28 protein-coding genes and 3 pseudogenes are annotated in these 26,527 nt (G+C 32.1%); 26 read left to right on the plus strand and 5 right to left on the minus strand.

Annotation, left to right across the window (positions count from 1 at the left end):
• Positions 1-13: 13 nt before the first annotated feature.
• From BCR22_RS04395 to BCR22_RS15990, 9 genes and pseudogenes are all read left to right on the plus strand, one after another.
• A complete protein-coding gene (locus tag BCR22_RS04395; protein ID WP_069653772.1) occupies positions 14-2,017 on the plus strand; it encodes a WxL domain-containing protein in 2,004 nt (667 codons plus the stop codon).
• A 30-nt stretch (positions 2,018-2,047) separates the two neighbouring features.
• Positions 2,048-2,623, plus strand: coding sequence for an alkaline shock response membrane anchor protein AmaP (gene amaP, locus BCR22_RS04400; RefSeq protein ID WP_069653773.1), 576 nt, complete (start codon positions 2,048-2,050; stop codon positions 2,621-2,623).
• Positions 2,624-2,638: 15 nt separating this feature from the next.
• On the plus strand, positions 2,639-2,809 hold the full coding sequence (locus tag BCR22_RS14860) for a DUF2273 domain-containing protein (protein WP_083241746.1): 171 nt from the start codon (positions 2,639-2,641) through the stop codon (positions 2,807-2,809).
• Positions 2,810-2,825: 16 nt separating this feature from the next.
• The gene (locus tag BCR22_RS04405) at positions 2,826-3,365 is read left to right on the plus strand and encodes an Asp23/Gls24 family envelope stress response protein (protein ID WP_069653774.1); all 540 of its coding nucleotides are present in this window, start codon (positions 2,826-2,828) and stop codon (positions 3,363-3,365) included.
• A 206-nt stretch (positions 3,366-3,571) separates the two neighbouring features.
• A complete protein-coding gene (locus BCR22_RS04410) occupies positions 3,572-4,237 on the plus strand; it encodes a YetF domain-containing protein (RefSeq protein WP_069653775.1) in 666 nt (221 codons plus the stop codon).
• A 121-nt stretch (positions 4,238-4,358) separates the two neighbouring features.
• A complete protein-coding gene (locus BCR22_RS04415) occupies positions 4,359-4,679 on the plus strand; it encodes a hypothetical protein (protein WP_069653776.1) in 321 nt (106 codons plus the stop codon).
• 77 nt (positions 4,680-4,756) lie between these two features.
• A complete protein-coding gene (locus BCR22_RS04420) occupies positions 4,757-4,972 on the plus strand; it encodes a helix-turn-helix transcriptional regulator (RefSeq protein WP_069653777.1) in 216 nt (71 codons plus the stop codon).
• A 342-nt stretch (positions 4,973-5,314) separates the two neighbouring features.
• Positions 5,315-5,578 carry a hypothetical protein gene (locus BCR22_RS04425; protein WP_069653778.1) on the plus strand — a complete coding sequence of 88 codons (264 nt, stop codon included), beginning with the start codon at positions 5,315-5,317 and terminating at the stop codon, positions 5,576-5,578.
• 41 nt (positions 5,579-5,619) lie between these two features.
• Positions 5,620-5,814 (plus strand): annotated as a pseudogene (locus BCR22_RS15990) (bacteriocin immunity family protein); the annotation flags it as partial.
• Between the two features lie 255 nt (positions 5,815-6,069).
• Here the strand turns inward: BCR22_RS15990 and BCR22_RS14870 are convergent.
• Together BCR22_RS14870 and BCR22_RS04430 are read right to left on the minus strand one after the other, a co-directional pair.
• Positions 6,070-7,064 (minus strand): annotated as a pseudogene (locus BCR22_RS14870) (transposase).
• A 258-nt stretch (positions 7,065-7,322) separates the two neighbouring features.
• Positions 7,323-8,300 carry a hypothetical protein gene (locus BCR22_RS04430; protein ID WP_069653779.1) on the minus strand — a complete coding sequence of 326 codons (978 nt, stop codon included), beginning with the start codon at positions 8,298-8,300 and terminating at the stop codon, positions 7,323-7,325.
• Positions 8,301-8,556: 256 nt separating this feature from the next.
• Between BCR22_RS04430 and BCR22_RS04435 the strand changes: the two genes are divergently transcribed.
• The 15 genes from BCR22_RS04435 to BCR22_RS04500 all read left to right on the plus strand — a co-directional run bounded on the left by BCR22_RS04435 (position 8,557) and on the right by BCR22_RS04500 (position 22,186).
• Positions 8,557-9,156 (plus strand): site-specific integrase, encoded by a 600-nt coding sequence (locus tag BCR22_RS04435; RefSeq protein WP_069653780.1) that lies wholly within the window; start codon positions 8,557-8,559, stop codon positions 9,154-9,156.
• A gap of 129 nt (positions 9,157-9,285) precedes the next feature.
• Positions 9,286-9,888, plus strand: coding sequence for a protein adenylyltransferase Fic (gene fic, locus BCR22_RS04440; protein WP_069653781.1), 603 nt, complete (start codon positions 9,286-9,288; stop codon positions 9,886-9,888).
• A 660-nt stretch (positions 9,889-10,548) separates the two neighbouring features.
• Positions 10,549-11,136: a hypothetical protein gene (locus BCR22_RS04445; protein WP_069653782.1), complete on the plus strand. Its 588-nt coding sequence runs from the start codon at positions 10,549-10,551 to the stop codon at positions 11,134-11,136.
• A gap of 344 nt (positions 11,137-11,480) precedes the next feature.
• On the plus strand, positions 11,481-11,714 hold the full coding sequence (mazE, locus tag BCR22_RS04450) for a type II toxin-antitoxin system PemI/MazE family antitoxin (protein ID WP_069640075.1): 234 nt from the start codon (positions 11,481-11,483) through the stop codon (positions 11,712-11,714).
• Positions 11,707-12,054 (plus strand): type II toxin-antitoxin system PemK/MazF family toxin, encoded by a 348-nt coding sequence (locus BCR22_RS04455; RefSeq protein WP_069640074.1) that lies wholly within the window; start codon positions 11,707-11,709, stop codon positions 12,052-12,054. Before mazE ends, BCR22_RS04455 begins: the two co-directional genes overlap by 8 nt.
• Before the next feature lie 194 nt (positions 12,055-12,248).
• On the plus strand, positions 12,249-12,905 hold the full coding sequence (locus BCR22_RS04460; protein WP_069653783.1) for a hypothetical protein: 657 nt from the start codon (positions 12,249-12,251) through the stop codon (positions 12,903-12,905).
• 339 nt (positions 12,906-13,244) lie between these two features.
• Positions 13,245-13,943, plus strand: a complete 699-nt coding sequence (locus BCR22_RS04465; RefSeq protein ID WP_069653784.1) for a leucine-rich repeat domain-containing protein — start codon at positions 13,245-13,247, stop codon at positions 13,941-13,943.
• 497 nt (positions 13,944-14,440) lie between these two features.
• A complete protein-coding gene (locus tag BCR22_RS04470; RefSeq protein WP_083241748.1) occupies positions 14,441-14,878 on the plus strand; it encodes an IS3 family transposase in 438 nt (145 codons plus the stop codon).
• Positions 14,879-15,411: 533 nt separating this feature from the next.
• Positions 15,412-18,543: a BspA family leucine-rich repeat surface protein gene (locus BCR22_RS04475; RefSeq protein WP_069653786.1), complete on the plus strand. Its 3,132-nt coding sequence runs from the start codon at positions 15,412-15,414 to the stop codon at positions 18,541-18,543.
• A gap of 27 nt (positions 18,544-18,570) precedes the next feature.
• Complete coding sequence (locus BCR22_RS04480; RefSeq protein WP_069653787.1) at positions 18,571-18,903, plus strand: LPXTG cell wall anchor domain-containing protein; 333 nt, start codon at positions 18,571-18,573, stop codon at positions 18,901-18,903.
• Positions 18,893-19,465, plus strand: coding sequence for a hypothetical protein (locus BCR22_RS04485; RefSeq protein WP_069653788.1), 573 nt, complete (start codon positions 18,893-18,895; stop codon positions 19,463-19,465). The genes BCR22_RS04480 and BCR22_RS04485 overlap by 11 nt, the downstream gene beginning before the upstream one ends.
• Before the next feature lie 32 nt (positions 19,466-19,497).
• Positions 19,498-20,088 carry a hypothetical protein gene (locus BCR22_RS04490; RefSeq protein WP_069653789.1) on the plus strand — a complete coding sequence of 197 codons (591 nt, stop codon included), beginning with the start codon at positions 19,498-19,500 and terminating at the stop codon, positions 20,086-20,088.
• Positions 20,089-20,154: 66 nt separating this feature from the next.
• The gene (locus BCR22_RS04495) at positions 20,155-21,171 is read left to right on the plus strand and encodes a WxLIP family cell surface protein (protein ID WP_141706529.1); all 1,017 of its coding nucleotides are present in this window, start codon (positions 20,155-20,157) and stop codon (positions 21,169-21,171) included.
• Positions 21,172-21,355: 184 nt separating this feature from the next.
• On the plus strand, positions 21,356-21,529 hold the full coding sequence (locus BCR22_RS15635) for a helix-turn-helix domain-containing protein (RefSeq protein ID WP_083241749.1): 174 nt from the start codon (positions 21,356-21,358) through the stop codon (positions 21,527-21,529).
• Between the two features lie 9 nt (positions 21,530-21,538).
• On the plus strand, positions 21,539-22,186 hold the full coding sequence (locus tag BCR22_RS04500; RefSeq protein ID WP_276205047.1) for a MucBP domain-containing protein: 648 nt from the start codon (positions 21,539-21,541) through the stop codon (positions 22,184-22,186).
• A gap of 200 nt (positions 22,187-22,386) precedes the next feature.
• On the opposite strand, the pseudogene BCR22_RS04505 reads toward BCR22_RS04500, so the two are convergent.
• The 3 genes and pseudogenes from BCR22_RS04505 to BCR22_RS04515 form a co-directional block, all read right to left on the minus strand.
• Positions 22,387-23,046, minus strand: a pseudogene (locus BCR22_RS04505) (IS6 family transposase).
• Positions 23,047-23,127: 81 nt separating this feature from the next.
• On the minus strand, positions 23,128-24,105 hold the full coding sequence (locus BCR22_RS04510; RefSeq protein WP_069653791.1) for a hypothetical protein: 978 nt from the start codon (positions 24,103-24,105) through the stop codon (positions 23,128-23,130).
• Between the two features lie 771 nt (positions 24,106-24,876).
• A complete protein-coding gene (locus BCR22_RS04515) occupies positions 24,877-25,431 on the minus strand; it encodes a tyrosine-type recombinase/integrase (RefSeq protein ID WP_069653792.1) in 555 nt (184 codons plus the stop codon).
• A gap of 252 nt (positions 25,432-25,683) precedes the next feature.
• Here BCR22_RS04515 and BCR22_RS04520 point away from each other — a divergent pair, with 252 nt between their 5' ends.
• On the plus strand, positions 25,684-25,971 hold the full coding sequence (locus BCR22_RS04520; RefSeq protein ID WP_069653793.1) for a hypothetical protein: 288 nt from the start codon (positions 25,684-25,686) through the stop codon (positions 25,969-25,971).
• Positions 25,972-26,060: 89 nt separating this feature from the next.
• Positions 26,061-26,402, plus strand: coding sequence for a hypothetical protein (locus tag BCR22_RS04525; protein WP_069653794.1), 342 nt, complete (start codon positions 26,061-26,063; stop codon positions 26,400-26,402).
• The last annotated feature ends 125 nt before the right edge of the window (positions 26,403-26,527 follow it).

Genomic DNA, 26,527 nt, shown 5'->3' on the forward strand with positions numbered 1-26,527 from the left:
AGGAGTTGATAAAGTGATTAAAATTATGCGTAATATAATATGTTTGTTTGTTCTAATCATGAGTTTTACTGGTGTTTTGTTATTAAATAGCTCTGAAAGAGCAGAGGCTGCTATTCTTGAAAGTAAAATTACAGTTCCTTTATATGGAAATGGTTCGGTTAAGAACAGTGTATTGTCATTGAAGTTTGATACCGTTGAAAATACGGGAAAGTTATATTTTACTCCAGGAGATTCTTCTGCTGTTTTTCACAAAGGATTTGCAAATAATGCTTACTATTCAGTTGCTGTTTTTCCTCAACCAGTTAATGTGAATGACGTAGTTACTTCTAGATATAATGAGGTAATGAACGGTAATGATGTGCAATCTAAATTAGCTACAGCATTTGACGGGAAAATAATAAAATATGGGAATGTACTTAGATTAATTCTTGCAGAACCAGAAAAACAAAAGGTGTCAAATGCGAGTGGGACTTCATTTGAAGGTATAACTACTAATTTTAAGATTATGTATTATTTGTTGACACCTGGTGGGTTTGTCCCAGTAAATGATGCAATTATTTTTAGAACTTTTGATGGAGTTACTGGAGTGCTGTCAAATAAGTATCCTATTGGGTTTCAAATCACCAGTATTATAGCAAATCAAGCCATAAGCAGTTCAGCAGCTTCTAGCCAAAATCAGCTAAGAACGGATGGATTCGCATCGGATTTTGGTCCAACAGTATCAGCGGATAATTGGAAATTTCAAAGTATGTTGACTGACAGTTCAGATGAGTACGCTAGTTTGTCAAAATATGACGTTTCTTCTGACCATAAATTAGTTAATTTGTCGGTATCATCTTCAGCAAAAGCGCAGCCTTCAACTACTATAAAAGACTTTAATACACAAATAATGCCAAGTGCGACAAGTGGTAGCGGACCATTGAGTGGTCTATATGGACAAATATATAGAGTGTACTCGAAAGATCCAAAGAGAGCAATCAGATTCAATGCGTTAGGTTGGTCTGAATTACCTCAATCCGAAGTCTATTATGAATACACTTCGGAAACTTCAGTACGTAATAAACCTGCCTTAAACGAGTTAGATTTCAACAAGGTAACCGCAAAAAATATCACATTGGAGTTAGGCAGTGATACAAGTAAAAAGGCAGTGACAGATTTCACTACAGTTTCAAGTTATTCTAAATTGAGTTCATCCTTTGGAGAAACACTCAAATCAGATACTTTAGGTAGTTACGATTTACCGATAACCATTAATCAACCGTTGATTACGAACAATAACTATCTTAGAAGTAGTGTAATTTCTAAAGTGACGGTAGTAGATACAACGAAACCAACCGGAACCGTAAAATCAAACTTAACAGTAGCAATAAATGGAACGCTGGAATTAAAAGATATATTTTCTGCTGTTACTGACAACAGCGGGACGACCAATTTAAAATATTCATACGTAGGTAACGAGTTGGATACATCAACATTAGGAAAACAAACAGTAACTGTTCGTATCGCTGATTCTTCAGGAAACTATTCAGACTATAGTGTTACTATTGAAGTAAAATCTGGTAACTTTGGGATATTGTCTTCAGATACACTAAATTTTGGAATGATTAAGGCTGGAGTTACAACTAAAAATGTAGTTCTTGGAACAAATGAAACTGTAGGTATTTCAATGGAAGACCAGCGTGGAACCAAAACAGGCTGGCGTATTCAAGCGAAGACCTCAGCATTTACACCCAAAAGTACTACAACAGGAAAAGCATTCACGGCAGGAATCAAAATGCCGAAAGGATCAGTTAAATCAAATGGGACAACCACAACAGATCTCAATACATTTGATGTTACATTGAATAGTTCATTGCAAAATGTAATCAGTGCTCCTTCAGGTAAAGGGATGAATAGCTGGACCTATACGTTAGGAACTACATCAAATCCTGTAAGCTTGGTGAATATTCCAACGACCGTTTATGTGGGGGACTATCAAGCAACTCTAACATGGTCTATGATCAATGCGCCAAGTTAATTATAAGAACGAATATAAAAGGAGTTTGTTATGGGAAGATTTAAGAAATTCGTTTGGTTTCTGATAAGTATCGTGCTACTTTTACAATTATTTACGGTGATAATTGTTTATCAAGATGTAGCTAATTTAAAGATCATCTTTTTGTCATTAGAAGAGTACCCGCTAATTGGACCGTTTATGCCAATATTCTTGTTTTACAGCGGGTGCACGTTTTTCCTAATTGCAGTATTTGGATTGTTAATTGTACTCTTCTTTCCAGTTAATCAAAAATATCTGTTGCTCAAAAAAGAGCATAGTAAAATAACAATCGAACAAAAAGCATTTGAGTCAATAATTCTAACTGAAGTGCAAAAATTAACGTTTATCACAAAAGCTACTGTTAATGTAAAAGTTTTTAAAAGACACAAACGACTAATTGGTGTAATCAAGGGACAAATTAGTTCGGATGATGAGGCAGCTGCTTCACTTGATGAGTTAATAAACTCAATTGAATGTACGTTTGAGCAGATGTTTTCTTTACCGAAGGAATCGGTACGATTAAAAGTAAGACTTAAACCATACAAAGGTGAGGTAAAAAAGGCGGATAATCGAAAACGTGTTGCTTAAAATTGGAGGTAAACTATGGAATCATTAAAAGAATATAAAATTCCTCTAATGGGATTTGTTATTGGCATCATTCTAGCGATTTTATTTATCTATGTAGGTTTTTTTAAAATGATAGCTATTCTTGCACTAGGGCTTTTAGGTTCAGTCGCAGGGTACTATATAAATCAGCGTTATCTAACAAAATGAAGGGTGAGGTGCATACATGGCACAAGCAGAGAAAAAAGAAACAACAGAAATAAAAGCAACAGAAATCAAAAAGGAACTAACTTTTGATGATAAAGTGCTGGAAAAAATCATTGGCTTTTCAGTTGAAAAAGTGGATGGACTCTTAACAGTAGATGGAGGTTTTTTCTCTAATTTAACTGGAAAGATTTTAAACAATGATGATGTAACAACAGGTATCACGGTTGAAGTCGGGAAAACCCAAGTCGCAATTGATTTATCGATTGTAGTTGAGTTCGGAAAAAACATTCCGGAGTTAGTGGATCAACTTGTTAAAATCGTTTCTGAAAACATAAAAAAAATGACAGGATTAGAATTAATCGAAGTTAACATTAAAGTTGCAGATATCAAAACAAAAGAGCAATATGAAGAAGATTCTGTTACATTGCAAGACAAGTTATCAAAGGTTACGGATCAAGCAACAGATGCCATTAACGATCAAACAGAGAAAGCGAAAAATTCTGTAAGTAAAGCAGCAAGTAATGTAAAAGAACAAGTCGCAAATGGACGAGTTCAATAAATCAAAAAACCAATCTTCCCCTAGATTAGTTAATCAAATATTAAAATCTATGCTATTGCTCATAGACATATAAACAAAAAATTGTATAAAAGACTATTCAAGAACGAGTAGAAGTAAAAGCATGAAGATCACTTTAGCATTCAAGAAGTGAATCGTCATGCTTTTTATTATCAACAGAACATTTAACGGGTGAGGAGAGATTAAGAATGGATTATATTGTTGTTTTTCAAAAATTATTTATTGGTTATATTGCAATCGTATTTTATTTTCATATTGTTGGAAGGGCTGCTATGGCTCCAGTGACCCCTTCAGATCAAATACAGAATTTCTTTCTTGGAGGAATGGCTGGTGCCGTTATATTGAATTTTAAAATCCAACCGATCCAGTTCATATTCATTATTTTCATTTGGTTTAGCATCATTGTTTCAGTCAATTTTCTGAAGTTGCGATTAACATGGCTACGTGACCTAGTGGAAGGGAATTCTATCGAACTGTTTTCAAGCAATCAACCAAATAAAAAAGGATTTTCCAAGGCCAAATTGACAGCAGGTGATTTTGTTGCATTACTTCGTAACAACGGCGTAACGAGTATAGATCATTTAAAAAATGTTCGAATAGAATCAAATGGACAATTAGCAATTTCTTTAAGAGGGGATGACTCTTTTAGTAAATATTTAATTATTGATGGACAAATAAATCAAACTGAGTTAAATGAAGTAGGTAAAAATATTGATTGGTTACTTGACTACGTTGAAAGAAAAAATTTAGTAATAGAAGAGATATTCCTATTAGAGTATAATAAAAAATCAGAAGATATTCTGATCATCATGATGGAAGAGTCAGAGGTGACAAGTATCAATTCATATAGGTGATATTTATTACCCGTATTAAGTGTCATCTATAATTGTTGGTCGTAGTGGAAGTTAAAAACAAAAGTTAGTTCAATTTTTTTTCACTCATATCTATTATTAACATATTTTTGAGGTGATGAAAATGGCAAATAGATCGGAAAAAAGAGTGTGGCGAAAAGAAATGCTGGAATTAATAAATGCGGATGATAATTGGGTTGAAGACACGGAGTCTGATAGGTACAAGAGGATTTTAGAGTTAGGAAAAAAATTGGGTGGTAAAATGCAGCATTGTACTCAAATCAGCTTGATAAATGAAGAAGAATTCCGTAAAAATAAAGCTGAAGGACGTACATACAAAGAAATTGCAGAGTATTTTGGAGTAAATCAAAAGACTTTACAGATATGGCGGGAAAAAAATGGATATACTATAAAAAAAACAAAACCTAAAAGTCATAATACTTGAAATTTTTGGTTTGCTTTTTCTGAACATATACATTCGCTTGTTACTAACTATTCTCGTAAAAAAATGGAGGAAACCTAATGGCAAATCATACTATAATCGATACAACAATTCACGTATATAGAGCTAAAAAAAGAATGACACAAAAAGAGTTAGCAGATAGAGTAGGTGTCTCTAGAATAACAATAATAAATTTAGAACGGCTAAAAAATACACCATCATTGCTATTGGTTTACGATATTGCCAATATTTTTGAGGTCAGCGTAGAAGATCTGTTTATATTCGGCCAAAGATAAATCTGCACAGATTATCGAGCATTGATTGTTGTGTAAGAAGACAAATCAATTGACTTGTATGCTGCTTTTTAAGAAGTATATATGTAAGCAATCAGGAAAGAGCTACTTTTTTAAATTTTATCATCGGAAAAACAACCATAAATCTGATGAGTGTTTATTCGAAAGAAGTAACAAGTATCAAAAAGAAGTATCTCTTGGTATACTTTATGGGACTTGAAACTACTTTAATAATAATTTGTATCGTGCACGTAGAAAAGCTTAAAAATCAGAGATTAAAAAGGTTTAACTATTGTCATATCGAGAATAGTGAAAAATACTTAATGAAGTTATTTGGAGGAATGTATGAAAAAGAATATTAGAAAAAGATCTGTGGTACTACGTTTTGGTCTTTTAGGTTGGCTACTATACAGAAAAAGAGTAAAGAAGTTTGAAGCTACAAAGTATGTCTTTGAACTGTATTCAGTGGCATTCTTCTTGGTATTTTCTTTAGTAGCAAGTGTGCTAGGTTTTGTATCAGTAAAAATGTGGGTTTACTGTGAACTATTGTTAATATTATTGTCTTGTTTGTACGGATATTGGGCGTCAAGATTTTTTTTAAAGAAGTAAAAATAGAGGAGAGAAATTTTATGCATTAAGAATCAAAAGAATTAATAACTAATCTTTATAATAGCTTAAAAGAAAATCAAAAACTAAATTATTCAGAACTAAAAAGTGTATTATTGAATGTTTTCAAAAAAATAAATAAAACACTAAACGAAGAAGCTTTAGTATCCAGGTTAGTCAATTTTATCTATTTTAAAAGTCTTACTGAGAAATGGAAATTTACTGAAGAACAGAATTAAATTATAAACCAACTAAGCGATATAGCTAAATATACCGGTGTGAATAATTATAGAGGAGATTTAGGAAGTTAGTCTCAATTTGATTAAATTGAGACTATTAAATACTAATAAAGGATTTATGGTAGTATGAATGAAAACCACATCGACAGTTATTCGAAAATAGGTATATTCTAAAAATAAAGGCTCTTTGTCAACTAGTAATGGTGAAGAAATCCAAAGAATTAAATCATTAATGATACTTAGAGGGAAATTCCTCTAGGGTTTTCTATTTGATTGAAAAAGAACAATGCTAAAGCATAAAGTGATTTTCAATTTAAAATTATAGAAGTTATGGAAGCCATAGGCGTTTTTCTTTAGTACTTTTATATGGTTATACAAGCATTTTAATGGTCCTTTGAAATAAGGCAAATCCAACTCATTTTGATGCCCGCTTGAACTTTTTTAAAGGTATTAATTGTCGTTTGATAATAAGCTGGAAGCCTAGAATAATCTTGTTCTAATAACGCATGAAACCGTGCGTAATCTCTTGTATGTATGGCATAGAGAGAATCCTGATAACAGACTATAGCCAGCTTTCAATTCTTCAACATAAGCAAGTAACCGATCTACGATTTCAGTTTCTGTTAAATAGGCACGGAAAGAAGGACGCCAATGGCATTTTTCAAAATTGAGCTTTGATTGATTCTTTTGAAGAACTTTCCAATATTTCTTTAAATGACAATATTTTTTTCCCTCTCCATTTCCCTTATGGAGAAAAGTATTCATTCGTTGAATGCGGTGTTTTAAGAACGTTCACCCAATGTGTTGCACAATAAGAAAGTGGTCAAGAACAATCTAAGCAATGGGAAATAGTTTCTTAATTAAAGAAAAATAAGACGCATACATATCGCAAACAATGTATTTTACACCTTCACGAATAGATGAAGAAAATCTTGAGAAATAGCGTTCTAAAAAGTGAGCTGATTGATTTTTTTTGGTTCGTAAAATTGTTTCAATACGCGTTAAATAGAAGAAACAGGGATTTTCTTTTGATGTGCAATTTCACTTATCGAAGTGGTGTTTCTTCAACCGCAAGTATGTTTGATAATCAGAAGCATCATACACTAAAATCTGACACGCTGTAAAGCTCCAACGAATAATTGATCCGTCTTCTTTGATGCTTATTTTTAAAAAGAATTCTCGGTAAAAGTAATATTTAAGTCTAGAATATCCAAGGTATTTATGAATAGATTTGTATAGGACGTCTTAATTTCCCCTTTTGATTGGTTTTAGTCGACATAATTCTAAAAGATATTAGGGTGTTTTTTCTAGTATTTTGCATTAAAAAAGATGCCAGTGATTGTTTGCCAACACCAAAAAGTATAGCGTCCAAAAAAGAATAGAAACCTAGTCCTAAGTTAGACTGAATAACCGAAAAGATCATATACATTTATTTAGTTGACAAGAGCTTGGACTTACGTACCAAGCTCTGTAATGATTTATTTATTCAGTTTTTTTGACTTTAGCTACTATAGTGTTTGAACGAGGACAGTTTGGTATAAATCTAGCTTTCCAACACTTGAAGTATAAGGAGAATGTCTAAAGACCTCAATGATTTTACTGTCATGTAATTCTAGTATTCCATAGTCCTCAGAAATTTCTGGACCTATTTCTTCTATTATATCAGAAGGAATCACAATCCATAAATAATTCATATGCTGCTGGTATTGTCTACTATTGAAAGACCGGTTAAGATCTTCTTCAGTTAAAATAACTTCAATAGAGTGCAAGTTCAATTGATGGGGTTTGCTAGTATAGTTTTCGACGACTAAAAAGTCTATAGTATGTAATCGATCATTTAAAGAAGAGTAAAACGAAAATTTAGGCAACAACTTATAAACTTTTTTTTGTGAATGGGTTGTTGAAGTATTCGTGTTAACATCAGAAAAATAGTCTAGCCAAGAACTATACGTTAAGGAGATAGCGATGTCTGAAACAGACAACGCCATCTCTTTTTCTTTTTCAGAACTGCCGACTTCAGAGTGTCTGTTCTTTTTGATTATGCTGCCTTGGTCATCCTGTCTAATCGTCTTAACTGATTTCCATGCACTTACTAAATCAGAACGCTTTAATTCTCGATGCAATACTTTATCCATTAAATCGTCTTTAATGTCTTTATTACCTTGACTGATCTTTTCGACCAGTTCAAAGTTATCTGGACTGACATCAATGTCTTCAATTCTTGGAACGGTTATTCCTTTCCTTTTTGCCCTCTTTTGATATTCGGAATAAATTTCGCCAGCTTTCTTTCGTTTCCAGATTAATGACTCCGTTACACCAGATTCATAAGCTAAGTGTCTGATCCAACGAGTAAACGATTTATATTCTGGTTTCCATAAAGCACCCAATTCGACTTCTCTGATCAATTCAAATAATCGTACCCAGGAGCGTTTATCTTTAATTAAAATTTTTTCAATTTCTTCCTCGATGAGTTTGATGTTCTTCATAAAAACTCCTTTCTCAATAGTTACTATAACGTGTTATAGTAACTATTGCAAATAAATATAATTCATTCTAAATGGGTTAATTATACGAATGTGACACAACTGTGTTGTGTCACATTCGGCAAGATAAGGAAAAGCTAGATGGCTCTAAGGGTTATTCATTGTTTGAGTAACTCTTTATATTTATAGATTATTTGAATAAGACATAAAATGTAGTATAATAGGATTAAGTCATATTTATAGAATGAGGAATTTTTTCATGAAAATTGTCCAACCAATCAGAGAAAAAAAGCAAATCGATGCAATGAAGGCCATGTTGTCTTCCGGAAAAATGGGGCCAAGAAATATGTTACTATTTTCGATTGGAATAAATACCGCTTATCGCATTTCAGATTTACGTCGATTAAAATTATCAGACGTGCTAATTATTTCTCGTGGTCGGGTGATCGCGAAAGAACGATTAGAAATGAAAGAACAAAAGACCGGAAAACACAATTCCATTATTATTTCGAATAAATTGAGAAAACAGATTTTAGAGTATGCGAATGACTCTTTTCCAACTCAGGTAGCAAATCATGAATTTGATCATTTTTTATTTCCAAGCCGAAAAGGAAATGATCAGCCATTAAGCCGGCAAGCACTTTGGGATGTTTTAAGTAAAGCAGCTAAAAGTATGGGGATGAAAAATATCGGCAGCCACTCAATGAGAAAGACGTTTGGTTATTTTCTTTACAAGAATGGAACCCATATTGAGATCATTCAAGAATTATTAAATCATTCATCGCAGCGTGAGACATTACGCTATATTGGGATAACACAAGAAGATAAAGATACTGCCGTAATGAGTTTAGATTTATAGGTTGTGATTATTTACTATATAATAGAAGAAACACGTCATTTTTTCGAAAATTTTTCGGTTTTATAGATAGAATACGGTAGAGACTTTGATTATTGGTTTGAAAATTAAGAATGGGCTAGGAGAGGAAATATGTTAGAAAATAAGTTAGGCATTACAAACCAAGTTGAATTAGCAAAAGTAGAAGAAAAGATTAGTAAATCGAATGCAAAGAAATTATACGATAGTGGTGATATTAACAAACTAGAAGTAGGAACGTTCAAAGGGCTAGCAACTATTCATCGAACCCTTTTTTCAGATATTTATGATTTCGCTGGTGAAATGAGGACGGTGAATATAGCTAAAGGGAATTTTCGATTTGCGCCGGTGATGTATTTGAACGTTTCTTTAGATCATATTGATCAAATGCCACAATCTACTATTGATGAAATTGTAGCAAAATATGTGGAGATGAATATTGCACACCCGTTTCGTGAGGGAAATGGTCGTAGTACAAGAATATGGCTAGACTTGATTCTTAAACAAGAAATAAAAAAAGTAATCGATTGGAACCTGATTAACAAAGAAGATTATCTTTCTGCAATGGAGCGTAGTCCTGTAAAGGATTTGGAAATTGCTCATTTAATCAAGCAAGCTTTAATTACTTTGGTAAATGATCGCGAGACATATATGAAAGGAATCGACGTTAGTTACTACTATGAGGGGTATACTGAGTACAGTACTGGAGATTTATGAGTCAGTTGACGTGATTAATTATCAAAAAAGACTGTCTTACTATTTCATCAAAATCAGTTAGTACAGAAATATTTAGTTATCCAATTAAGAAATAAGGGTCAAGCAGGAGTTGAACCTGCAAAATCTCCCAAATGAGTTCATGACCCAAAAAAGTAAAGTGACTTACAAGAACAGTATACATTATTTTGGGATCCGTTGAAAATAATTAACATTATTGAATAAAGGACAACTACGAGTATTTAGATGCAAAAGGATAATATTAGATCCCTTTATAAATGTATTTACGGGAATGTATGTTCATTTTTCGGATAGAATATTTCTAGTGTTATTAAACAGTGAACACTATCTGTTTATAAACGTTTGTGTTCATGATGTAATTTAAGATACTAATGAAGAAAGAGGTGCCTGAATATGGTAACTATTAATGTTCGTGGTTCCCATGAGAAAAAGGAATTTTTGATGAAATGACAAAATTTGAAAGCAAAAGTTTATCAGATTTGTTAAAGACGTCTACTTTAGAGAGGTTATTTGTTAGTTTTATATAAACGAAAATTCATTCCTATAGAGGTTAAATAAACAACCTTAAGAAAAACATTTATTTACTAATGTAAAAATTTGTTGTATACTAGAATATATATTAATTAAAGGAGTAGATGAGTTATGAAAAAAAAAATGTTCTCTATAGTTATTTTTGCTTTTTTTGGATTTTTATTCGTACTGTTGCCAACTAAGGCTGAAGCTATGACAGCACCATTTTTAGGTTCGTGGGTTGATCCAGGTACTATCTCTTCAAGTGAAGGAACCCAATTTAATTTTCATATTGTAGCTAGAAATATGAGACTTCAGGGGTATGAGCAGCCAACAGAAGCATGGGAACAACCTGAAATTTATGTACTATTGCCTGATGAGATTAATTTAGTGAATATGAACTATGATAGAGCTAACATATTAGCAAAACTAGAGAGAACTCAACATGGTAAATTAGTAAAATTCATATTTAAAAACTCACTAAAAGTAAATGCTGATTGGTCTTCAGCACCAAGGATTGATTTAGTTTTATCAGTAGACATGTTTGCGAATCCGAACACATATACTATAACAAAATTTGGAAGTTCATCTGTGAAGAATCAGAATTATCCATCAAATCAATTTTTTAATCAAAAGGACTATTCTAACTTAACTAATTTAAATGATCCCACAAGAGATATTATTTTTAGGGAATACCAAACATTGACTGTAACACCATAGACTAGATAAAGAGTGTCCGAAATGCTAGTAAAAATTGACTCTATAATTTATTGTGTTGGTAGAAAATCAAAAAAGATTTTCTACCAACATTTTTTTAAGCATTCAAAGATAAAAAGAACAATTGTATCTTTTTATTTAAATACATAATTTTTTTAACTTATTTGACATGATAGATAGATGAACTTAATTAAAAAAATGATTCTTCTCAACATATTAGAAGTTTGTGGCTATATTGTAAATAATCAGAATCTTAAATAAGCACGTTGAGTCAGATTTATAGCATGAAAATTGTTGTAAATACATGTAATTACATGGTATAATTAAGAGGACAAGGGGGCGATAGCATGGAAACAGTAAAAGCAAGAAAACAAGGCAATGCAATCATGGTTACTTTAGCAAGCAAGTTAGCAGTGAAAGAAGGTCAAGAATTTTACTACTATAAAGATGAAGAAGGAATCATTTCATTAATTCCCAAAGCTGAAGACTTTTTTCAAAATGCGATTAAAGGCGAGTTCGTAGATAGTGAAGATAAATTAGCAATGAATTTTTCGCCAGAAGGTACTGAACTAGATGATTAGACAAGGCGATATTGTAACTATAAACTTTGATCCTTCTAGAGGTAGTGAAATAAAAAAAAGACGACCAGCAATAGTTATGAGTCGCAATGAATACAATCTTTCTTCTAATCTAATTATTGTCTGTCCAATAACTTCTACGACAAAGAAACGCCCTTACTTTCTACCAATAAGTAGTGAAGCTTTACAAAAGGACAGTAAGGTAAACACTAAACAAGTATATTCGTTAGATTGTACGTCTGAAGGAAATCGAAATGTTAAAGTTATTGGAAAAGTTGATATGAAGGAATTTTTAAATATTGCGCAGCATTTCATGTTAAATTTCAATTTTCCATTTTTCTAGATGAAAAAGATTTTCTCTGTAAATCAAACACAAACGGATTGTGGCTGATATTCTCAAATTCAGCTATACCAAAAACATTCGTTTTTGATATATGTATAAAAGTTAGCTATTTCATAATATGTATATATTAAGCTTGAGTCTAAACGTGTTGTAAGATATAATTATATTACCAAATATAATAAGAGGTGTATAAAATGAATAAAAAGATGTTTTCGATGTTATTGTTACTTGTTTTTGTTGGTGTGTACTTTACTTCTGAAGAAGCTAGTGCGAATGTTACGGTATATGACAAGGAGAACAGACCAGTTGTTTTTCCGGTAGGGAAATATACAAATGAACATGTAGGGTCTGGTTTAACTTGGTCAAGTGGGACTTTTTTAGTAAATCCGAATGGGCAAAGTATTTTTAATGATTCTATAAATAGAATCGATGTACCTAAAGGCTATAGAGTTATTGCGACGGATGATCATAATTTTAAAGATACTTCCGCATGGTTTGAACACTCAATTTTTGATTTTGGACCTCTTGGGCTAAAAAATAAAATATCGTCATTAATTGTAGAAAACATAGCTAATGATCCTAAATTACCAGTTGTTTATGAAGATCATGGTTTTGGTGGAAGACAACAGACATTAAATGTAGGTGACTATCGAAAGAAAAATTTGTCATTTGGAAATGATAGAATATCAGCAATTAGAGTACCAGCAGGGTATACAGTAAGAATGTGGGATGATGATAAGTATAAGGACAGAAACTACACCTATTTTGGTCCGACATATATACCGTTTTTAAATGGTTTTAATGATAAAGTATCTTCTTTAAAAGTTAGACTAACTGGGCAACCAATTTAAATAACTATTAATTTAATGACAACAAAAAGATACAGTGTATACATTGTATCTTTTTTCTTATTTCTTATCACTATCAAAACTTAAAAGTATCGATTGAAGAAATTTGAGCAATTAGAATCAGAATACCAGGCTGTCAAAAGTTATGATCATAAATTCTTTACTACTAAACTAAGAGCAGGTGCAAAGAAGTGCATTCGTTTCTTTTAATTATGCGATTCCAAAAAACATTCGGGTTAGGTTCGTTAAATAAAAATAGGTACTAAATAAAATATATTGTGTACTTTAAGTGTAATTGTGTTATACTTTAAGAGTAAAAAAAAAGAAAGAAGGTACTTACCTATGTTTAAGAAAAAAAATATTTTGTATCCAATATTTGTTGCATTATGTTTGCTACTGCTACCTCTGAAAACTTTCGCTGCTGAGCCAAATGTAGTCCCAGATCCTGGTCTAAAAGCAAGAATTAATCAAATTTTGAAAAGAAATCCACAATCTGATATTTCGCCAAATGAACTGAATAACCCTAATTTACAATACATGAATTTAGAGCGTGCGAATATAAAAAATTTAGAAGGATTACAGTATGCTTATCAAACAACATCATTAGATTTAAGTTATAATTCATTTCCCAATCTAAATCCTCTTATTGGAAAAAATTTGGGCTATCTCGCTGTTAATCATAACCCATATTTAAATGATATCTCAGGTATTAGGTACGCTGTTAATTTAGGTAATTTAGGAATAAGATTTAACCCAAATCTAAAGAATTCAGAATTCAATATAATCAGCAACTTCCGTAACTTAAATCGTTTAGATTTAGGCGGGGCCAATATATCATCAATTGATTTCTTAAAAAACACGGCTTATCCTAATCTTACGTATATAAATTTAGGTCAAAATAAATTAACAGATATAAATGGACTAACACATATTAAAACGTTAACTTATTTAAATATTGATTACAACAAGGTAACTGATTTAAGTCCAGCTAAAAAACTACCAAATTTAAAAACGTTCGTAACAACTGGAAACCCTAGATGATATTTAGTTCTAGATGGTCCTATTTAGAAGAATAAAAGTGTATTAGTAGAGTTGGAATTATTTCGGTTCTTTGTCAACTAATGTTGGTGAAGAAAATCCAAAGAATTAAATCACTAATGAAGCCTAGAGGGAAATTCCTCTAGGTTTTTCTAATTGGTTGAAAAAGAACAGTGCCAAAAAATAAAGTAATTCTCAATTTAAAATGATAGAAGTTACGGATTCTTCTTCAATCGTTTTGATGTTCATCATAAAAAACTCCCTTTTTATAGTTACTATAACGTATTATAGTAACTAATGTAAATTAGAAAATATCCGTATGAATTATCGAACTATTTTGACTATGACACAAGCACGTTGTGTCATAGTCTCTTGAATGTACCTATACCAAAAACATTCGTTTTAGGTATAGGTAAATTCTTATAGTAAGGTAAAAATGACAGGAGCGGATACTAGTAGTTTTTTTATCGTTAATTTTGAATGGAAATTAATTATAAAGTATAGAGCCTCCTTTTCTTGATGGTTTTAATAGAGAAATCAGTGCCTATCAATTTCAGCAAAAAGCAACGTTGGATTGCGTATTGATTCCTTTAAAAACAGCCATTAAAGAAAGTAAAGAGACCAACTTTCGAACAACAATCCTTTCCGATCAAGGGTGGCATTACCAAAATCAACAGTATGTCAGACAATTGGAGCAAGCAAAGTTATACCAGAGTATGTCACGAAAAGAAAATTGTTTGGACAATGCATTAATGGAAAATTTCTTTGGTCTGATAAAACAAGAAATGTATTATGGTCGTAGTTTTTCTAGCTTTGAGGAATTAAAACGAGCAGTTACAAATTATATTGATTATTACAATCATTATCGGATAAAAGCAAAATTGACTGGTATGAGTCCGGTTCAATACCGAATTCATACCAGTCGAATGACAAGTTAATTTACGTACAACTTTTAGGGCGCACATCAAACTCCTATGAATATGTTTTCTTTTCAATATAAAGTAAAATTTATTGACAAAATTAATATGACAGTACTTCATTAAATTTAATGTCATTTTCCAATCACGTTTGGAGATAACAAACTAAATGCCAATACTTTGTAGCCAGTTTCGATTTAAGCTTGAATAAATACGACGAATTCAAGGAAAAAATAAATTTGTATTAACTTTATAAATGCAAGCTTTAAGTTTTTTATCTTTATTTTATTCATATTATTTGCATTATATACAAGAAAAATATATACTTGATTAAACTTGTTAATTATTTAAAAACAAAAACCTGAAATAAATGATGATGTAATGCTGAAAATTACTAAAAATAAATTTTTTTGTATATCCTTAATTAGTTTATTGCAATGTAGCTTAATCATAATAAGTGATATGTTAGTCGGACTAACTTTACAATAATGTTTAAATAATATTTAATAATATTATTTATTGAGAAAAAAAGTAAAAATTGTGGGAGAATAATAATGAACAAAAAGTTTTTTCTTTATGTATGTTTACTTTCGATTGGACTATTACAATTTTTATTTCCAAAGTTTTCCTCTGCTCAAACAGGAACAGAAACAATCCTCGAAGCAAACTTTTCAGATAAGGAACAAACGTCTAGAGAATTTAAAGAAAAATTAAATACATCATTAGAACCAAATAGAGTTGCTGTATCTTCAGATGACCGGGTGAAATTAAAAAATCTAGAAAGCAATGCGGTAAATATTCCGAATGAAACAACAACCGAACGGACAGAGATATTCACAGAATCAAAAGATTCAAAAGAAATCAAGGCTAATGCACTGTCAACAACGACCGAAGGAACATGGGGAAATGTTAAATGGACGTTTGATAGTATCTCCGGGGCGCTTACTTTTACAAGCGGAGGTACGTTTGAACAATATATTAGTGCTCCGTGGAATAAAACTGATGGAACAGGTGTGGATAAAAGCAGTGTCAAGAGTATTATATTATCTCAATATGTAAATGCTCCTCCTAACTCGAATAATCTGTTTCAAGGATTATCGAATGTCACAGAGTTTCAGGGATTGGCATATCTTGATACATCATCAACAACAAAGATGTCAGGAATGTTCCAGAATATGAGTAGTATAGAGTTCTTAGACTTATCGAGTTTTGATACATCAAAAGTGACAGAATTCTACTTGACTTTTGCTAATATGCTATCATTAAAATCAATCGATCTTGCTAAATTTAACACATCATCAGCAACACGGATGAGTAATATGTTTCAAAATGATACGTCTTTGAATGATATAGATGTATCTAATTTTAATACTTCAAACGTAACAGACATGTACGCAATGTTTTCAGGGTTGACAGGTGTCACTAAATTGAATTTGGGTAATTTTGATTTTTCTAAAACGACAAATTATGCTAATATGTTTCGGAATGTTCCAATAGAAGAAATTACTTTAAGTAGTACGTTTTCAAATAAAAATGCAGATGCAAATTTACAATCTATTACAAAAACAAGTACTTATAATGGGCAGTGGAAAAATTCATCTGGAGAATTATTCGGATCATCTAGTGAATTTCTCAAAAACTTTAATGGATTGACGGATGCAGGAACGTACACATGGGCTATGTATCCTACGTGGGGTAGTGTACATTATGATTTTGATTCTACCACTGGTGGGGTGACTTTTCTAGATGAAGGAATACTAGGAGGCTATAGTTTGTCTCCGTGGAACAGAACTGATAATTCGAAAATTAATGCAGCTGATATTAAATCAATTACCTTCACTAAAGCTGTTAAGGCACCAATCAATTCTACTAATTTATTCTCATCTTCAGTAGATGAAAATCTATTAAAAGCTGTCACTTCTATAAATGGCCTAGTTAATTTAGATACGTCAGCTGTGACCAAAATGGAGGGTTTGTTTTCAGGAATGTATTCATTAGAAACATTAGATGTATCAAATTTTAATACATCTAGTGTTACATCTATGCACAGGATGTTTACTAGTTTGAGAAGTTTAAAAAAACTAGATGTATCAAACTTTGATACATCAAAAGTGACAAACATGAAAAATATGTTTCAAAGTTCAACTGGGCTAACATCGTTAAACTTGTCAAATTTTAATACAGCAAGTGTTGATTCAATGTATGCAATGTTCAACGGCTTGTCAAATTTAAAAGATTTAAACTTGACTAGCTTTAACACAGAAAAAGTAACAGATATGAGCAAAATTTTCTCAGGGATGACTAGTTTGACAACTTTAAACATTTCGACGTTTAATACTTTGAAGGTAGCTAACATGACAAATATGTTTTTAAATGACCTTCAATTGAATCGTCTTGTCTTAGGTAAATTTTTTTCAACTGGAGGTAAAGCAACTGATTTACCTAGTATTTCAAGAATGAACGGTTATACAGGTAATTGGATGAACGAATCTACTAATGTATCTGCTGGAGCTTCTGACACTTTTCTTAAAGATTATAATGGGTCGAATCCTGGAACGTACGTTTGGCAAAGGCAACTTTGGAATGATGTGCCATGGGAATTTGATGAAACTGCAGGCATATTAAGATTTTTGGATGCTGGTAGATTCAACGAGTCTAAATACTCACCATGGAATCGAACGGATGATTTAAAGGTTAATGCAGCGGATATAAAAAAGATTGTATTTACAAAAGCTGTCACAGCACCATCTGATAGTTCGTACCTGTTTTCTTCTTTAAGCCCAAGATCGAATCGTTTAAGATCACTAACTAGTATAGAAGGAATAGAAAATTTAGACACGAGTCAAGTTATAAATATGTCTAACATGTTTTATGATATGACAAATATAGTATCTTTAGATCTATCAACATTGAATACTAATAAAGCAACTAATTTTTATAGTATGTTTGAGGGAGCGTCTAGTCTAGAAGAGTTAAATATTACCAACTTTAATACTCAAAATGGGAGTACAAAAAATATGTTTTTTGGAGATAATAATTTAAGTAAAATTACTCTAGGAAGCAATTTTAAGGGCCAAGCAACGGGATTACCTGACGTTCCTAAAAATGATTTATACAGCGGAACTTGGGTGTATCAAATAAAAAATCAAACTGTAGGGACTTCACAAGAATTCTTAGCGAATTATGATGGACAAAATCCTGGAACATATGTATGGGGCTCAGCAGAAGATCCTCTAAATCCAACTGATCCTAATCAAGATAATTTAGTATTAAAGTCTGTTCCAACAGCCTATACATTTAAGTCAAAGTTATTTTATTCCAGCTATAAAGTTGACGGGACAGTGAGTACCGATAATCAAGTGGTGGTTTACAATAATCGAATGGAAAGAAATTGGTCTGTCAAGGCAAGTATTGTAGGGGATAGATTGACATTGAAAAATGGTACATCAATAATACCAGTCAATAGTTTTACGATTAATTCGTCTAACATACTCGATCCACAAACTAAAGGAATTGTTGCTGAATCACCCACGGATAAAACAATAAGTAATAATGTAGGAGATGTTCAAACAGATGTTTCTAATATCAGCATTGGATTTACTGATACCGATAATCAATTGAAAGCTGGTTCAGAACTACAAGGCACCATCCGATACCAATTATATAATACAGCTAGTGCCGAATAATCCAAATAGAGATTATTGGAGGAAAAAATGAGTAAGAAAAAAATTATATCATGGGTGGGTTTAGCAGTGTGTCTCATCGTCATGAGTGGGTCTGTGTTAGCTCAATCAACCCTTGCAGCGCAGGAAGAAGCAATTGATCAAAATACTAATCAGGTTACTCTTACGTTGTTACCGAAAGAATCGGGAAGTACAGGCGCAAATTCAGGCAATAAATCACTCAATAATAGAAATACGATGTTTCTTAAAACTGGGGAACAAAGTAATCTTTTACTAACTATTCTTGGCTATGTACTAGTTAGCATGGGAGTTATTTATATCGTTTATCTTTCAAGACGAAAGGTGGAAAATAATGAAAAATAATATATTCATATTTTTAACTGTCCTTTTGTTTTTCGTTACTTTATCATATACTCCTAATGTGAATGCAGAAGAAGTCAGAGACAGTTATTCAAAAAGTGGTATTAGTATTACGATAACGGAACGAACATTATCATTAGATGATGTGAGCATTCCGACGTTTAAACCAATTGTTGTGACTGGTAAAAAAATGACTTTGAAGCCAACGAATGATTTTACCGTTACGGTAAGTGATAAACGAAATGGGTTGAGAAATCAATGGACCTTAAACTATAATATATCTGTTTTCTCTAATAGCATTGGAGAAACAGTTTCAGATCAACGACTTTCGTTTGGGAAAGGAACTGTAGAAGACTTAGCAGATACATTCTATGAAGCATTAGACGTAAGTGTAATGCCAGATGCTACAAAACCAATGTTGCGAGTAGCTGAAGCAACTAAAACAACTTATAAGTATACCGTTCCAAAAGATACTATATCATTATCTTTTGGAGCTGATACGAAACCGGGAGATTATGTAGCCAAACAAACTTTGTTGTTAGCTTCACTTCCAGTTTCACAATAAAATAATTTTTATAAGCGAAAGGAAAATTAAATATGAAAAAATTAGTATTAAGCAGTGCATTATTAGCAATTATCGGGGTAGGAACAATAGGAACATCAGTATTCGCCGATGAAGTACAAGGAAATAGCAAAGAATCTAAAGTAAATGTAACAATTGAAGATGAAGATTCTGGTACAGACCCTTTAGATCCAACAGATCCTGACCAAAAACTTTTAAATCTAATAAGTGTTCCAGAAAAATATGATTTCACATCATCATTAACAAATGGCACTTATTCATTAACAACAACATTATCTGACCAAGATATTGAAGTATTCAATAGTCGTAGTACTCGTGAATGGAGTGTTAAAGCATCTGTTGCAGAAAATAAATTAACGTCAGATAGTACAAATTTCGATGTAACATCATTTAAGATCAACAACAATGAATTAGTTGGTGCTGGTGCAACCCCGATTGTTGCAAAAAATGGTGAATTAACAGCTGAAGCAAATACTGGGACCCTTTCAACACCAGTAACTACAGCATCAATTTCTTTCTCTGATCCAAGTGGAAAACTTAAAGTGGGTAGTCAATTAACTGGAACAATCAATTATCAATTATACAATACTGCTAATGCAAATTAATTTATATTAAAAGGTAAAACGATAGAATTTTTCTATCGATTTACCTTTTTATCAGAAAGGAATTATATGAAAAAGATTAAAGCAATAATGATTAGTTTGCTTGGAACTTTTTTATTCTTAACAATGTTCAATAAAATTGTTCATGCGGAAGAGGGAAATGTTGGTTTTAATATTCAAATGCTTGATTCAAATGCCCAGCATGATAAAAAGGCCAGTTACTTTGACTTACGCCTATTACCTGGCCAAAAAGAAACCATAAAATTTCGTTTAAATAACACTTCTGATGCTAAGAGCTCTTATACAATCCATGTCAATCAGGCTTATACAAATTCTCAAGGATTTATTGACTATACTGATGCAGATGGGGCAAAAGAAAACGATGTTCCTTATAGAATTGGTGACATGGTGACCTATGGAAAGAAAGTTATAGTAGAAGCAAAATCATCTGTGGATGTTCCCATAGAAATTACTATGCCAGATAAACCTTTCGATGGACAAATTGCAGCAGCTATTCAGGTATTAAAAGATCAAAATAAAAGTGATAACCAAATTAATGTCGATTATGGATACATATTAGGTTTAAAGTTGACTGAAGCAGATACTGAAATAAAACGTGAGTTAAAACTAGTAAATGTGACACCAGAAGTGTCCTTTGGACAACCTTCTGTCGTAGTGACTATTCAAAATCCAACGATGGATGCTTATGGGCATTTAAAATATGTTGTCGAAATCAAAAATAAACAAGACAATAAATCAACCTACTCAAAAACCTATGATTCAAATATGGAGATGGCGCCTAACTCATTGTTCAAGTTAGCCATCAATACAAAAGACCAGAGACTAGTTGCGGGTGATTATACCTTAAAATTAACAGTTACAGATGCCAAAGACAACAAATGGACTTTTGATAAAGATTTTATTATTAGTAAAGATCAAGCAAATAAAATCAATGCGGTAACTATTGATCAAGGAAAGGAAGATACAGTTCGTTATGTATTTATTATTATTGGTGTTCTTCTCTTAATAATCATTGTGGTATTAATTTATTGGAAAAATAAAAAACATTACAATAAAATGCAATAAAAGAGCGGTCATAACGATAAGATGAATTTATGTAATTAGGAGGATTCTTCATGATGAATAAATTGTAGGCCCTATGACAAATAGTGTCTGTAAACAAATAGCTGAATAGAAATCTAGGTCTGGTAAGGATTGAGCCGACCCCAAAAAGTTAGACCGAAAATCTGACTTTTGGAGGTCTTTTTGTATGGCAAAATATCTTTTTGAATTCAAATTAAAAATTGTTCAAGAGCATCTTGAAGAAAAAAGAGGGATAATTTACTTAGCAAAAAAATATGGATTTAATTCTAATACTCAAATAAGAAAGTGGATCCATGCGTGTAAAGAATTAGGCGAAGAAGGACTACTCATAACCAAATGAACAATCTCAATTTATGCTGTTTGGAAAAAGAATCCTGTTGCTGGTGGAAATGTAACGGTTCAGTACCAAGATGCAGAAGGAAATACCATTTCATCAAATATCATAAAAATAGGGAATATCGGGGATTCGTACACAATAGAACAATTAACAATTGAAGGCTATACGTATAAAGAAAGCTTAGGAAGTCCTACGGGAATCTTTACTGCAGATCCTCAAACAGTGACATATGTGTATACAAAAAATCCTACTGTGGGTGCTGATGTAATAGTTCAGTATCAGGATACAAAAGGAAATACCATTTCACCAAATATCATAAAAACAGGGAATATTGAAGATTCGTATATAACAGAAAAATTCACAATCGAAGGCTATACTTATAAAGAAGTGATAGGGAATTCTATGAGAACATTCATTACGGATCCACAAACAGCGATATATGTATATACTAAAAATGATAATAAAAAGTCCATAAAACCATCTGAAAGTGGAACAATACCCAACTCAGTCGGACAAAGAAAGCCGAATAACTCTAATATATATACAAAAGGACTAGCTGAAACAGGTAAAAAAAACTCAATTTTATTTATGATATTAGGAATAACAACATTGGTAGTTGGCGCGTATATCTTTAATAAAAAACTTGTCAACAACAATTAAACTATCTACTTAATTATTTTTTTCACATAACTAGATTAATCAGAGTCACTACATTCATTTGTAAGTGACTCTTTTTATCTCGTATTAAGTTAGTATACTAAAAGTTGACACGGGAATAGAAAGATTGGTTCTGTTGCAAAGTTTAAAAAATAAATATTATTACACATTCTACTTCCAATTTAAGCTGGTATCCCCAACAATTATTTGAGTTCAACACATACTGAAAAACCGAAGAGATTTCCATCTTTTCGGCTTTTTTTGTACAGAGCATGAATCGTTCCCATCCCTTTAATCGTAACGGATGCAGTCCTAATGTACTGATATGACTTATGTCTTTTCTTAATAGGTTGATGATCTTGTTCAATGATATTATTTAAATATTTACTGGTTCGATGAAGGGTAGTAGCAAAATAATCTACTAATTATAGTGAGTTAAACGCACAAGAAATTGATGGTACCTTATCCGTGACAATAGCTCTTGGCTCACTAAATTGCTTAATCAATCGTTTGAAAAAGGCATACGCTGACTGACTATCGCGTTTTTGCCGTAGCCAACTATCGAGTGTAAAACCAGAGGAATCTATCGCACGATACCAGTAATGCCACTTGCCTTTTATTTTAATATAGTTTTCATCCATTCGCCAAGAATCACCAGCCATGCGATTTCGCTTTTTCCAGAGGCAATAAACGAGGGGACTATATTCTTGTACCCATCGGTAAACAGTGGTGTGACAGACAATAATCCCACATTCACGAAGGATTTCCTAAATATCACGGTAACTCAGTTTATATCTTAAATAGTAGTTTACGGCTACCATAATGATGTCTTGATTGAATTGTTTCCCCTTAAAATGATTCATGGTTTTTTTCTCATATAGTGTTTCTTTCTATCTTACGCCAAATTAATACTGGAATAAAATTTTGCAACAGAACCGTTACTTTTAAAGTGATTTAATCAAAGCTTCTTGATAGACATCTGTTTTATTAGAGGCCGAAGTGCAAGGAGAATTTCTCCAAACCGTAGCAGCTCTCCTCGTATCTATCTCAATTATTCCATAGTCTTCAGAAACATTTAAACTTATTTCTTCGATTAAATCAGACGGCATTGCAATCCATAAATAATTTATGTGCTGCTGGTATTGTTTACTCTTGAAAGATTGGTGAAGATCCTCTTCAGTTAGAATAACTTCAATAGAGTGCAAATTTAATTGATATGGTTTGCTAGTATAATTTTCAATGACTAAAAAGTCTATAGTATGTAATCGATCACTTAAAGAAGAGTAAAACGAAAAATCAGGTAATAACTTATAAACTTTCTTTCGAGAGTGATTGGTAAAATTGTTCACATTAACATCAGAAAAGGTATCTAGCCAAGAACTATAAGTTAAAGAGATGGCAATGTCTGAAACAGATAATGCTATCTCTTTTTCTTTTTCAGAGTTGCCAACTTCCGAATGGCTGTTCTTTTTTATTATACTGCCGGGGTCATTCTGTCTGATTGTCTTGACGGATTTCCAAGCACTTAGTAAATCGGATCGCTTTAGCTCTCGATGCAATACTTTATCCATTAAATCGTCTTTAATATCTTTATTCCCTTGACTGATCTTTTCGACCAATTCAAAGTTATCCGGACTGACTTCGACGTCTTCTATTCTTGGGACAGATAACCCTTTTTTTTCTGCTCTTGTTTGATAATCGAAATAAATCTCGCCAGCTTTTTTTCTTTTCCATATTAAGGACTCAGTTACGCCGGACTCGTAAGCCAAGTGTCTGATCCAACGAGTAAAGGATAAATGTTCTGGTTTCCATAAAGCGCCCAATTCGACTTCTCTGATTAATTCAAATAATCGTACCCATGAGCGTTTATCTCTAATGAGGATATTTTCAATTTCTTCTTCGATACTTTTTATGTTGGACATAGAAAAACTCCTTTCTAATAGTTACTATAACGTATTATAGTAACTATTGTAAATGATAAAATTTAGAGTTGAATTGTTGCACTATTCTGAATGCGACACAACCCGATTGTGTCAGATTCTCTTAAATGTGCGTTTCCCAAAAACAGTCATTTGTGGGATGCATTATTTACTTAAATACAAATTTTAGGTGATTTTTTACAACGAATAAGTAGGATTTGCTTTTCTCCTTAAAAAAATATATCATATGTGCTATAATGAATCTAAAGAAAAAAGTTAGTGCGTCAACACTAACTCTAGAAAAAGGCTTGAAATTAAAGCTCTATATGGTGATACTCTTGCGTTAAATCTTTGGTGGATTGCAAGAGTATTATTTTTTTTTAAATGTATTATAGATGCTTAATCCTAACATACAACAGTAAAGTAAAATATATACTTGTTCATACGTACTCACGGATATCACCTGCTCTCCTGTTTGATGGTTTCAAGCGAGCTTTAAATATCCATAGCCTTATCTAGTATAAGTATACTTTCCTGCCAGAAATTGTCAACACTTGGTCACTACATATTGTGGTTAGATTATGTAGATAGCCTATATTTTGTGGAATGAAAGAACCGTGAAAACGGATAAATTCAATGTTTAAATTGAGATTTTTACAGATAAAAAATTTTTTTATCATAGCGGATTTTTCAACTTTACTTCCTGTCAGGATACTCCCAATTTACTTGCTTAACTAAATGAAAAAATCTTAGAATGCTCCTGTGACGATCCGCTTAGAAGCCTAAACGGAAGTTTTTAAGAGAATCGCTTATTTCGTCTTGAGTGATTCCAATGTAACGTTTAGTGATCTGTTGATTTGAGTGACCGAATATTTCCATTAAAAAGACAATATCCTTTGTCCGTTTGTAATAGTGGTAACCAAACGTCTTTCGTAAAGTATGAGTTCCAATATCGTCTCTGTCTAATCCAGCAGCAACCTTTTGAAAAATCTTGTAAACTGCTTTCGGCTGAAGGTGATTAGATCCCTTTCGACTAGGAAACAGCCAATCATTATCGTCCAGGTCTTTTATATAGTCTTCAATCTGACTTTGCATACTCTCTAAATAGAGGGTTCTTTTTTTTCCTGTTTTTTTCTCGATGATTTGGGGCGTACTGGAATATTTAATATCACTTACTTTGCGACAAACGATATCTGACATTCGCAATCCTGTGTTGATCCCAAATAAAAAAAGAAACACGTCTCTTTTAGCATATCGATGCCGACGCAGGAAAAAAAGAAAGTCATTAATTTCGTCATTTGATCGTAATGGCTGCACGTTGTAACTCATGATTTTACCCCCTGATAGAATGCGTTATAATAGCTATATAGTAGCATAATAACACATTGAGAGCTATCGGAAATAGGAACCTTTATTTCACAGTGATTTGAAAGGGTAAAAATGAACATATTTACGCATTCGTCAATTTTGATAACAATAGGATGAGTAAGAAAAAATATTTTGTTCTAATCGACACTTTAGTGTTGATTAAGTCACTAAAGTGTCGTATAATGATATTAGGATAAAGAAAGGATGATTTAGATGAACGCAAACAGAAGAGAGTCATTAAATACAATCGAGAAAACGTTACATGTAGAATTGGAAAAATTGAGAGATATTTTGGAAGAGGAAGAAACAGATTTCGATAATATTCCAGAAAATTTATCAAAAACAGATATTTATACTGATTGTTTAAATGCAGTTGAACAATTGGAAGAATCTATAAATTCAGTTGAAAAAGCAATGGATACTATCAGATATGTTGTTAATATTAAAATGAGCAAAAAAAATTACTCTTATTCTGCTGTAACAGAACAAGAGCAAGCGTAACTAAAACCGATTAGAGTCATTCGCTACTATTATACTATATCAAATTTGATAGTAGCGAACAACTTCGCTGCAATGAAAGGATAGATCATATGTATGCGGACAGAGAGTTAATAGAACGACTATTATTTGAAACTGAAACATCGAGTGCGGAAATTGCTAGAGTTGCAGGATTTAAAAGCGCAACGGCAATAAAAAAATTCAGAAGTGGTGAATCTAATGTCGACAATATGAGGTTAGGGAATGCTGAAGCTTTAACTTCATTTGCAAAAGAGACGTTTTATCCCAATTCGGATATCGATAAAAAACTAGAATGGATGTTAAAAGAATTTGATGAAGCAGGCAATGAGATATCATACGCTGAGTTATTAGAAAAAATGTTAGATAATTATTATGAGTTGATGAGGGGTGAATTTGTACGAGCAGAAAAATAATAAATTATACCTAAACTTATAACTAAATCTATATTCGGTAAAACTACGTTAATGGTAGAGAGATTCTAAGCTCATTTCAGCTTTTAAACTGAGGTACTATCTTGAACAAGCAATCTAGTGAATAC

It is taken from the genome of Enterococcus plantarum (assembly GCF_001730295.1).
GTDB classification, from domain to species: Bacteria; Bacillota; Bacilli; order Lactobacillales; family Enterococcaceae; genus Enterococcus_L; species Enterococcus_L plantarum.

What these genes read in the sequence shown, in the direction of transcription:
- BCR22_RS15635 (WP_083241749.1), top strand. Translation starts at nt 21,356, where the DNA reads ATGGCAAAATATCTTTTTGAATTCAAATTAAAAATTGTTCAAGAGCAT.
- BCR22_RS04480 (WP_069653787.1), top strand. Translation starts at nt 18,571, where the DNA reads ATGAGTAAGAAAAAAATTATATCATGGGTGGGTTTAGCAGTGTGTCTC.
- BCR22_RS04435 (WP_069653780.1), top strand. Translation starts at nt 8,557, where the DNA reads ATGAAAATTGTCCAACCAATCAGAGAAAAAAAGCAAATCGATGCAATG.
- BCR22_RS04415 (WP_069653776.1), top strand. Translation starts at nt 4,359, where the DNA reads ATGGCAAATAGATCGGAAAAAAGAGTGTGGCGAAAAGAAATGCTGGAA.
- BCR22_RS04405 (WP_069653774.1), top strand. Translation starts at nt 2,826, where the DNA reads ATGGCACAAGCAGAGAAAAAAGAAACAACAGAAATAAAAGCAACAGAA.
- BCR22_RS04465 (WP_069653784.1), top strand. Translation starts at nt 13,245, where the DNA reads ATGTTTAAGAAAAAAAATATTTTGTATCCAATATTTGTTGCATTATGT.
- BCR22_RS04510 (WP_069653791.1), bottom strand. Translation starts at nt 24,105, where the DNA reads ATGTCCAACATAAAAAGTATCGAAGAAGAAATTGAAAATATCCTCATT.
- BCR22_RS04475 (WP_069653786.1), top strand. Translation starts at nt 15,412, where the DNA reads ATGAACAAAAAGTTTTTTCTTTATGTATGTTTACTTTCGATTGGACTA.
- BCR22_RS04490 (WP_069653789.1), top strand. Translation starts at nt 19,498, where the DNA reads ATGAAAAAATTAGTATTAAGCAGTGCATTATTAGCAATTATCGGGGTA.
- fic (WP_069653781.1), top strand. Translation starts at nt 9,286, where the DNA reads ATGTTAGAAAATAAGTTAGGCATTACAAACCAAGTTGAATTAGCAAAA.
- BCR22_RS04515 (WP_069653792.1), bottom strand. Translation starts at nt 25,431, where the DNA reads ATGAGTTACAACGTGCAGCCATTACGATCAAATGACGAAATTAATGAC.
- BCR22_RS04485 (WP_069653788.1), top strand. Translation starts at nt 18,893, where the DNA reads ATGAAAAATAATATATTCATATTTTTAACTGTCCTTTTGTTTTTCGTT.
- amaP (WP_069653773.1), top strand. Translation starts at nt 2,048, where the DNA reads ATGGGAAGATTTAAGAAATTCGTTTGGTTTCTGATAAGTATCGTGCTA.
- BCR22_RS14860 (WP_083241746.1), top strand. Translation starts at nt 2,639, where the DNA reads ATGGAATCATTAAAAGAATATAAAATTCCTCTAATGGGATTTGTTATT.
- BCR22_RS04445 (WP_069653782.1), top strand. Translation starts at nt 10,549, where the DNA reads ATGAAAAAAAAAATGTTCTCTATAGTTATTTTTGCTTTTTTTGGATTT.
- BCR22_RS04460 (WP_069653783.1), top strand. Translation starts at nt 12,249, where the DNA reads ATGAATAAAAAGATGTTTTCGATGTTATTGTTACTTGTTTTTGTTGGT.
- BCR22_RS04520 (WP_069653793.1), top strand. Translation starts at nt 25,684, where the DNA reads ATGAACGCAAACAGAAGAGAGTCATTAAATACAATCGAGAAAACGTTA.
- BCR22_RS04420 (WP_069653777.1), top strand. Translation starts at nt 4,757, where the DNA reads ATGGCAAATCATACTATAATCGATACAACAATTCACGTATATAGAGCT.
- mazE (WP_069640075.1), top strand. Translation starts at nt 11,481, where the DNA reads ATGGAAACAGTAAAAGCAAGAAAACAAGGCAATGCAATCATGGTTACT.
- BCR22_RS04430 (WP_069653779.1), bottom strand. Translation starts at nt 8,300, where the DNA reads ATGAAGAACATCAAACTCATCGAGGAAGAAATTGAAAAAATTTTAATT.
- BCR22_RS04410 (WP_069653775.1), top strand. Translation starts at nt 3,572, where the DNA reads ATGGATTATATTGTTGTTTTTCAAAAATTATTTATTGGTTATATTGCA.
- BCR22_RS04455 (WP_069640074.1), top strand. Translation starts at nt 11,707, where the DNA reads ATGATTAGACAAGGCGATATTGTAACTATAAACTTTGATCCTTCTAGA.
- BCR22_RS04525 (WP_069653794.1), top strand. Translation starts at nt 26,061, where the DNA reads ATGTATGCGGACAGAGAGTTAATAGAACGACTATTATTTGAAACTGAA.
- BCR22_RS04425 (WP_069653778.1), top strand. Translation starts at nt 5,315, where the DNA reads ATGAAAAAGAATATTAGAAAAAGATCTGTGGTACTACGTTTTGGTCTT.
- BCR22_RS04495 (WP_141706529.1), top strand. Translation starts at nt 20,155, where the DNA reads ATGAAAAAGATTAAAGCAATAATGATTAGTTTGCTTGGAACTTTTTTA.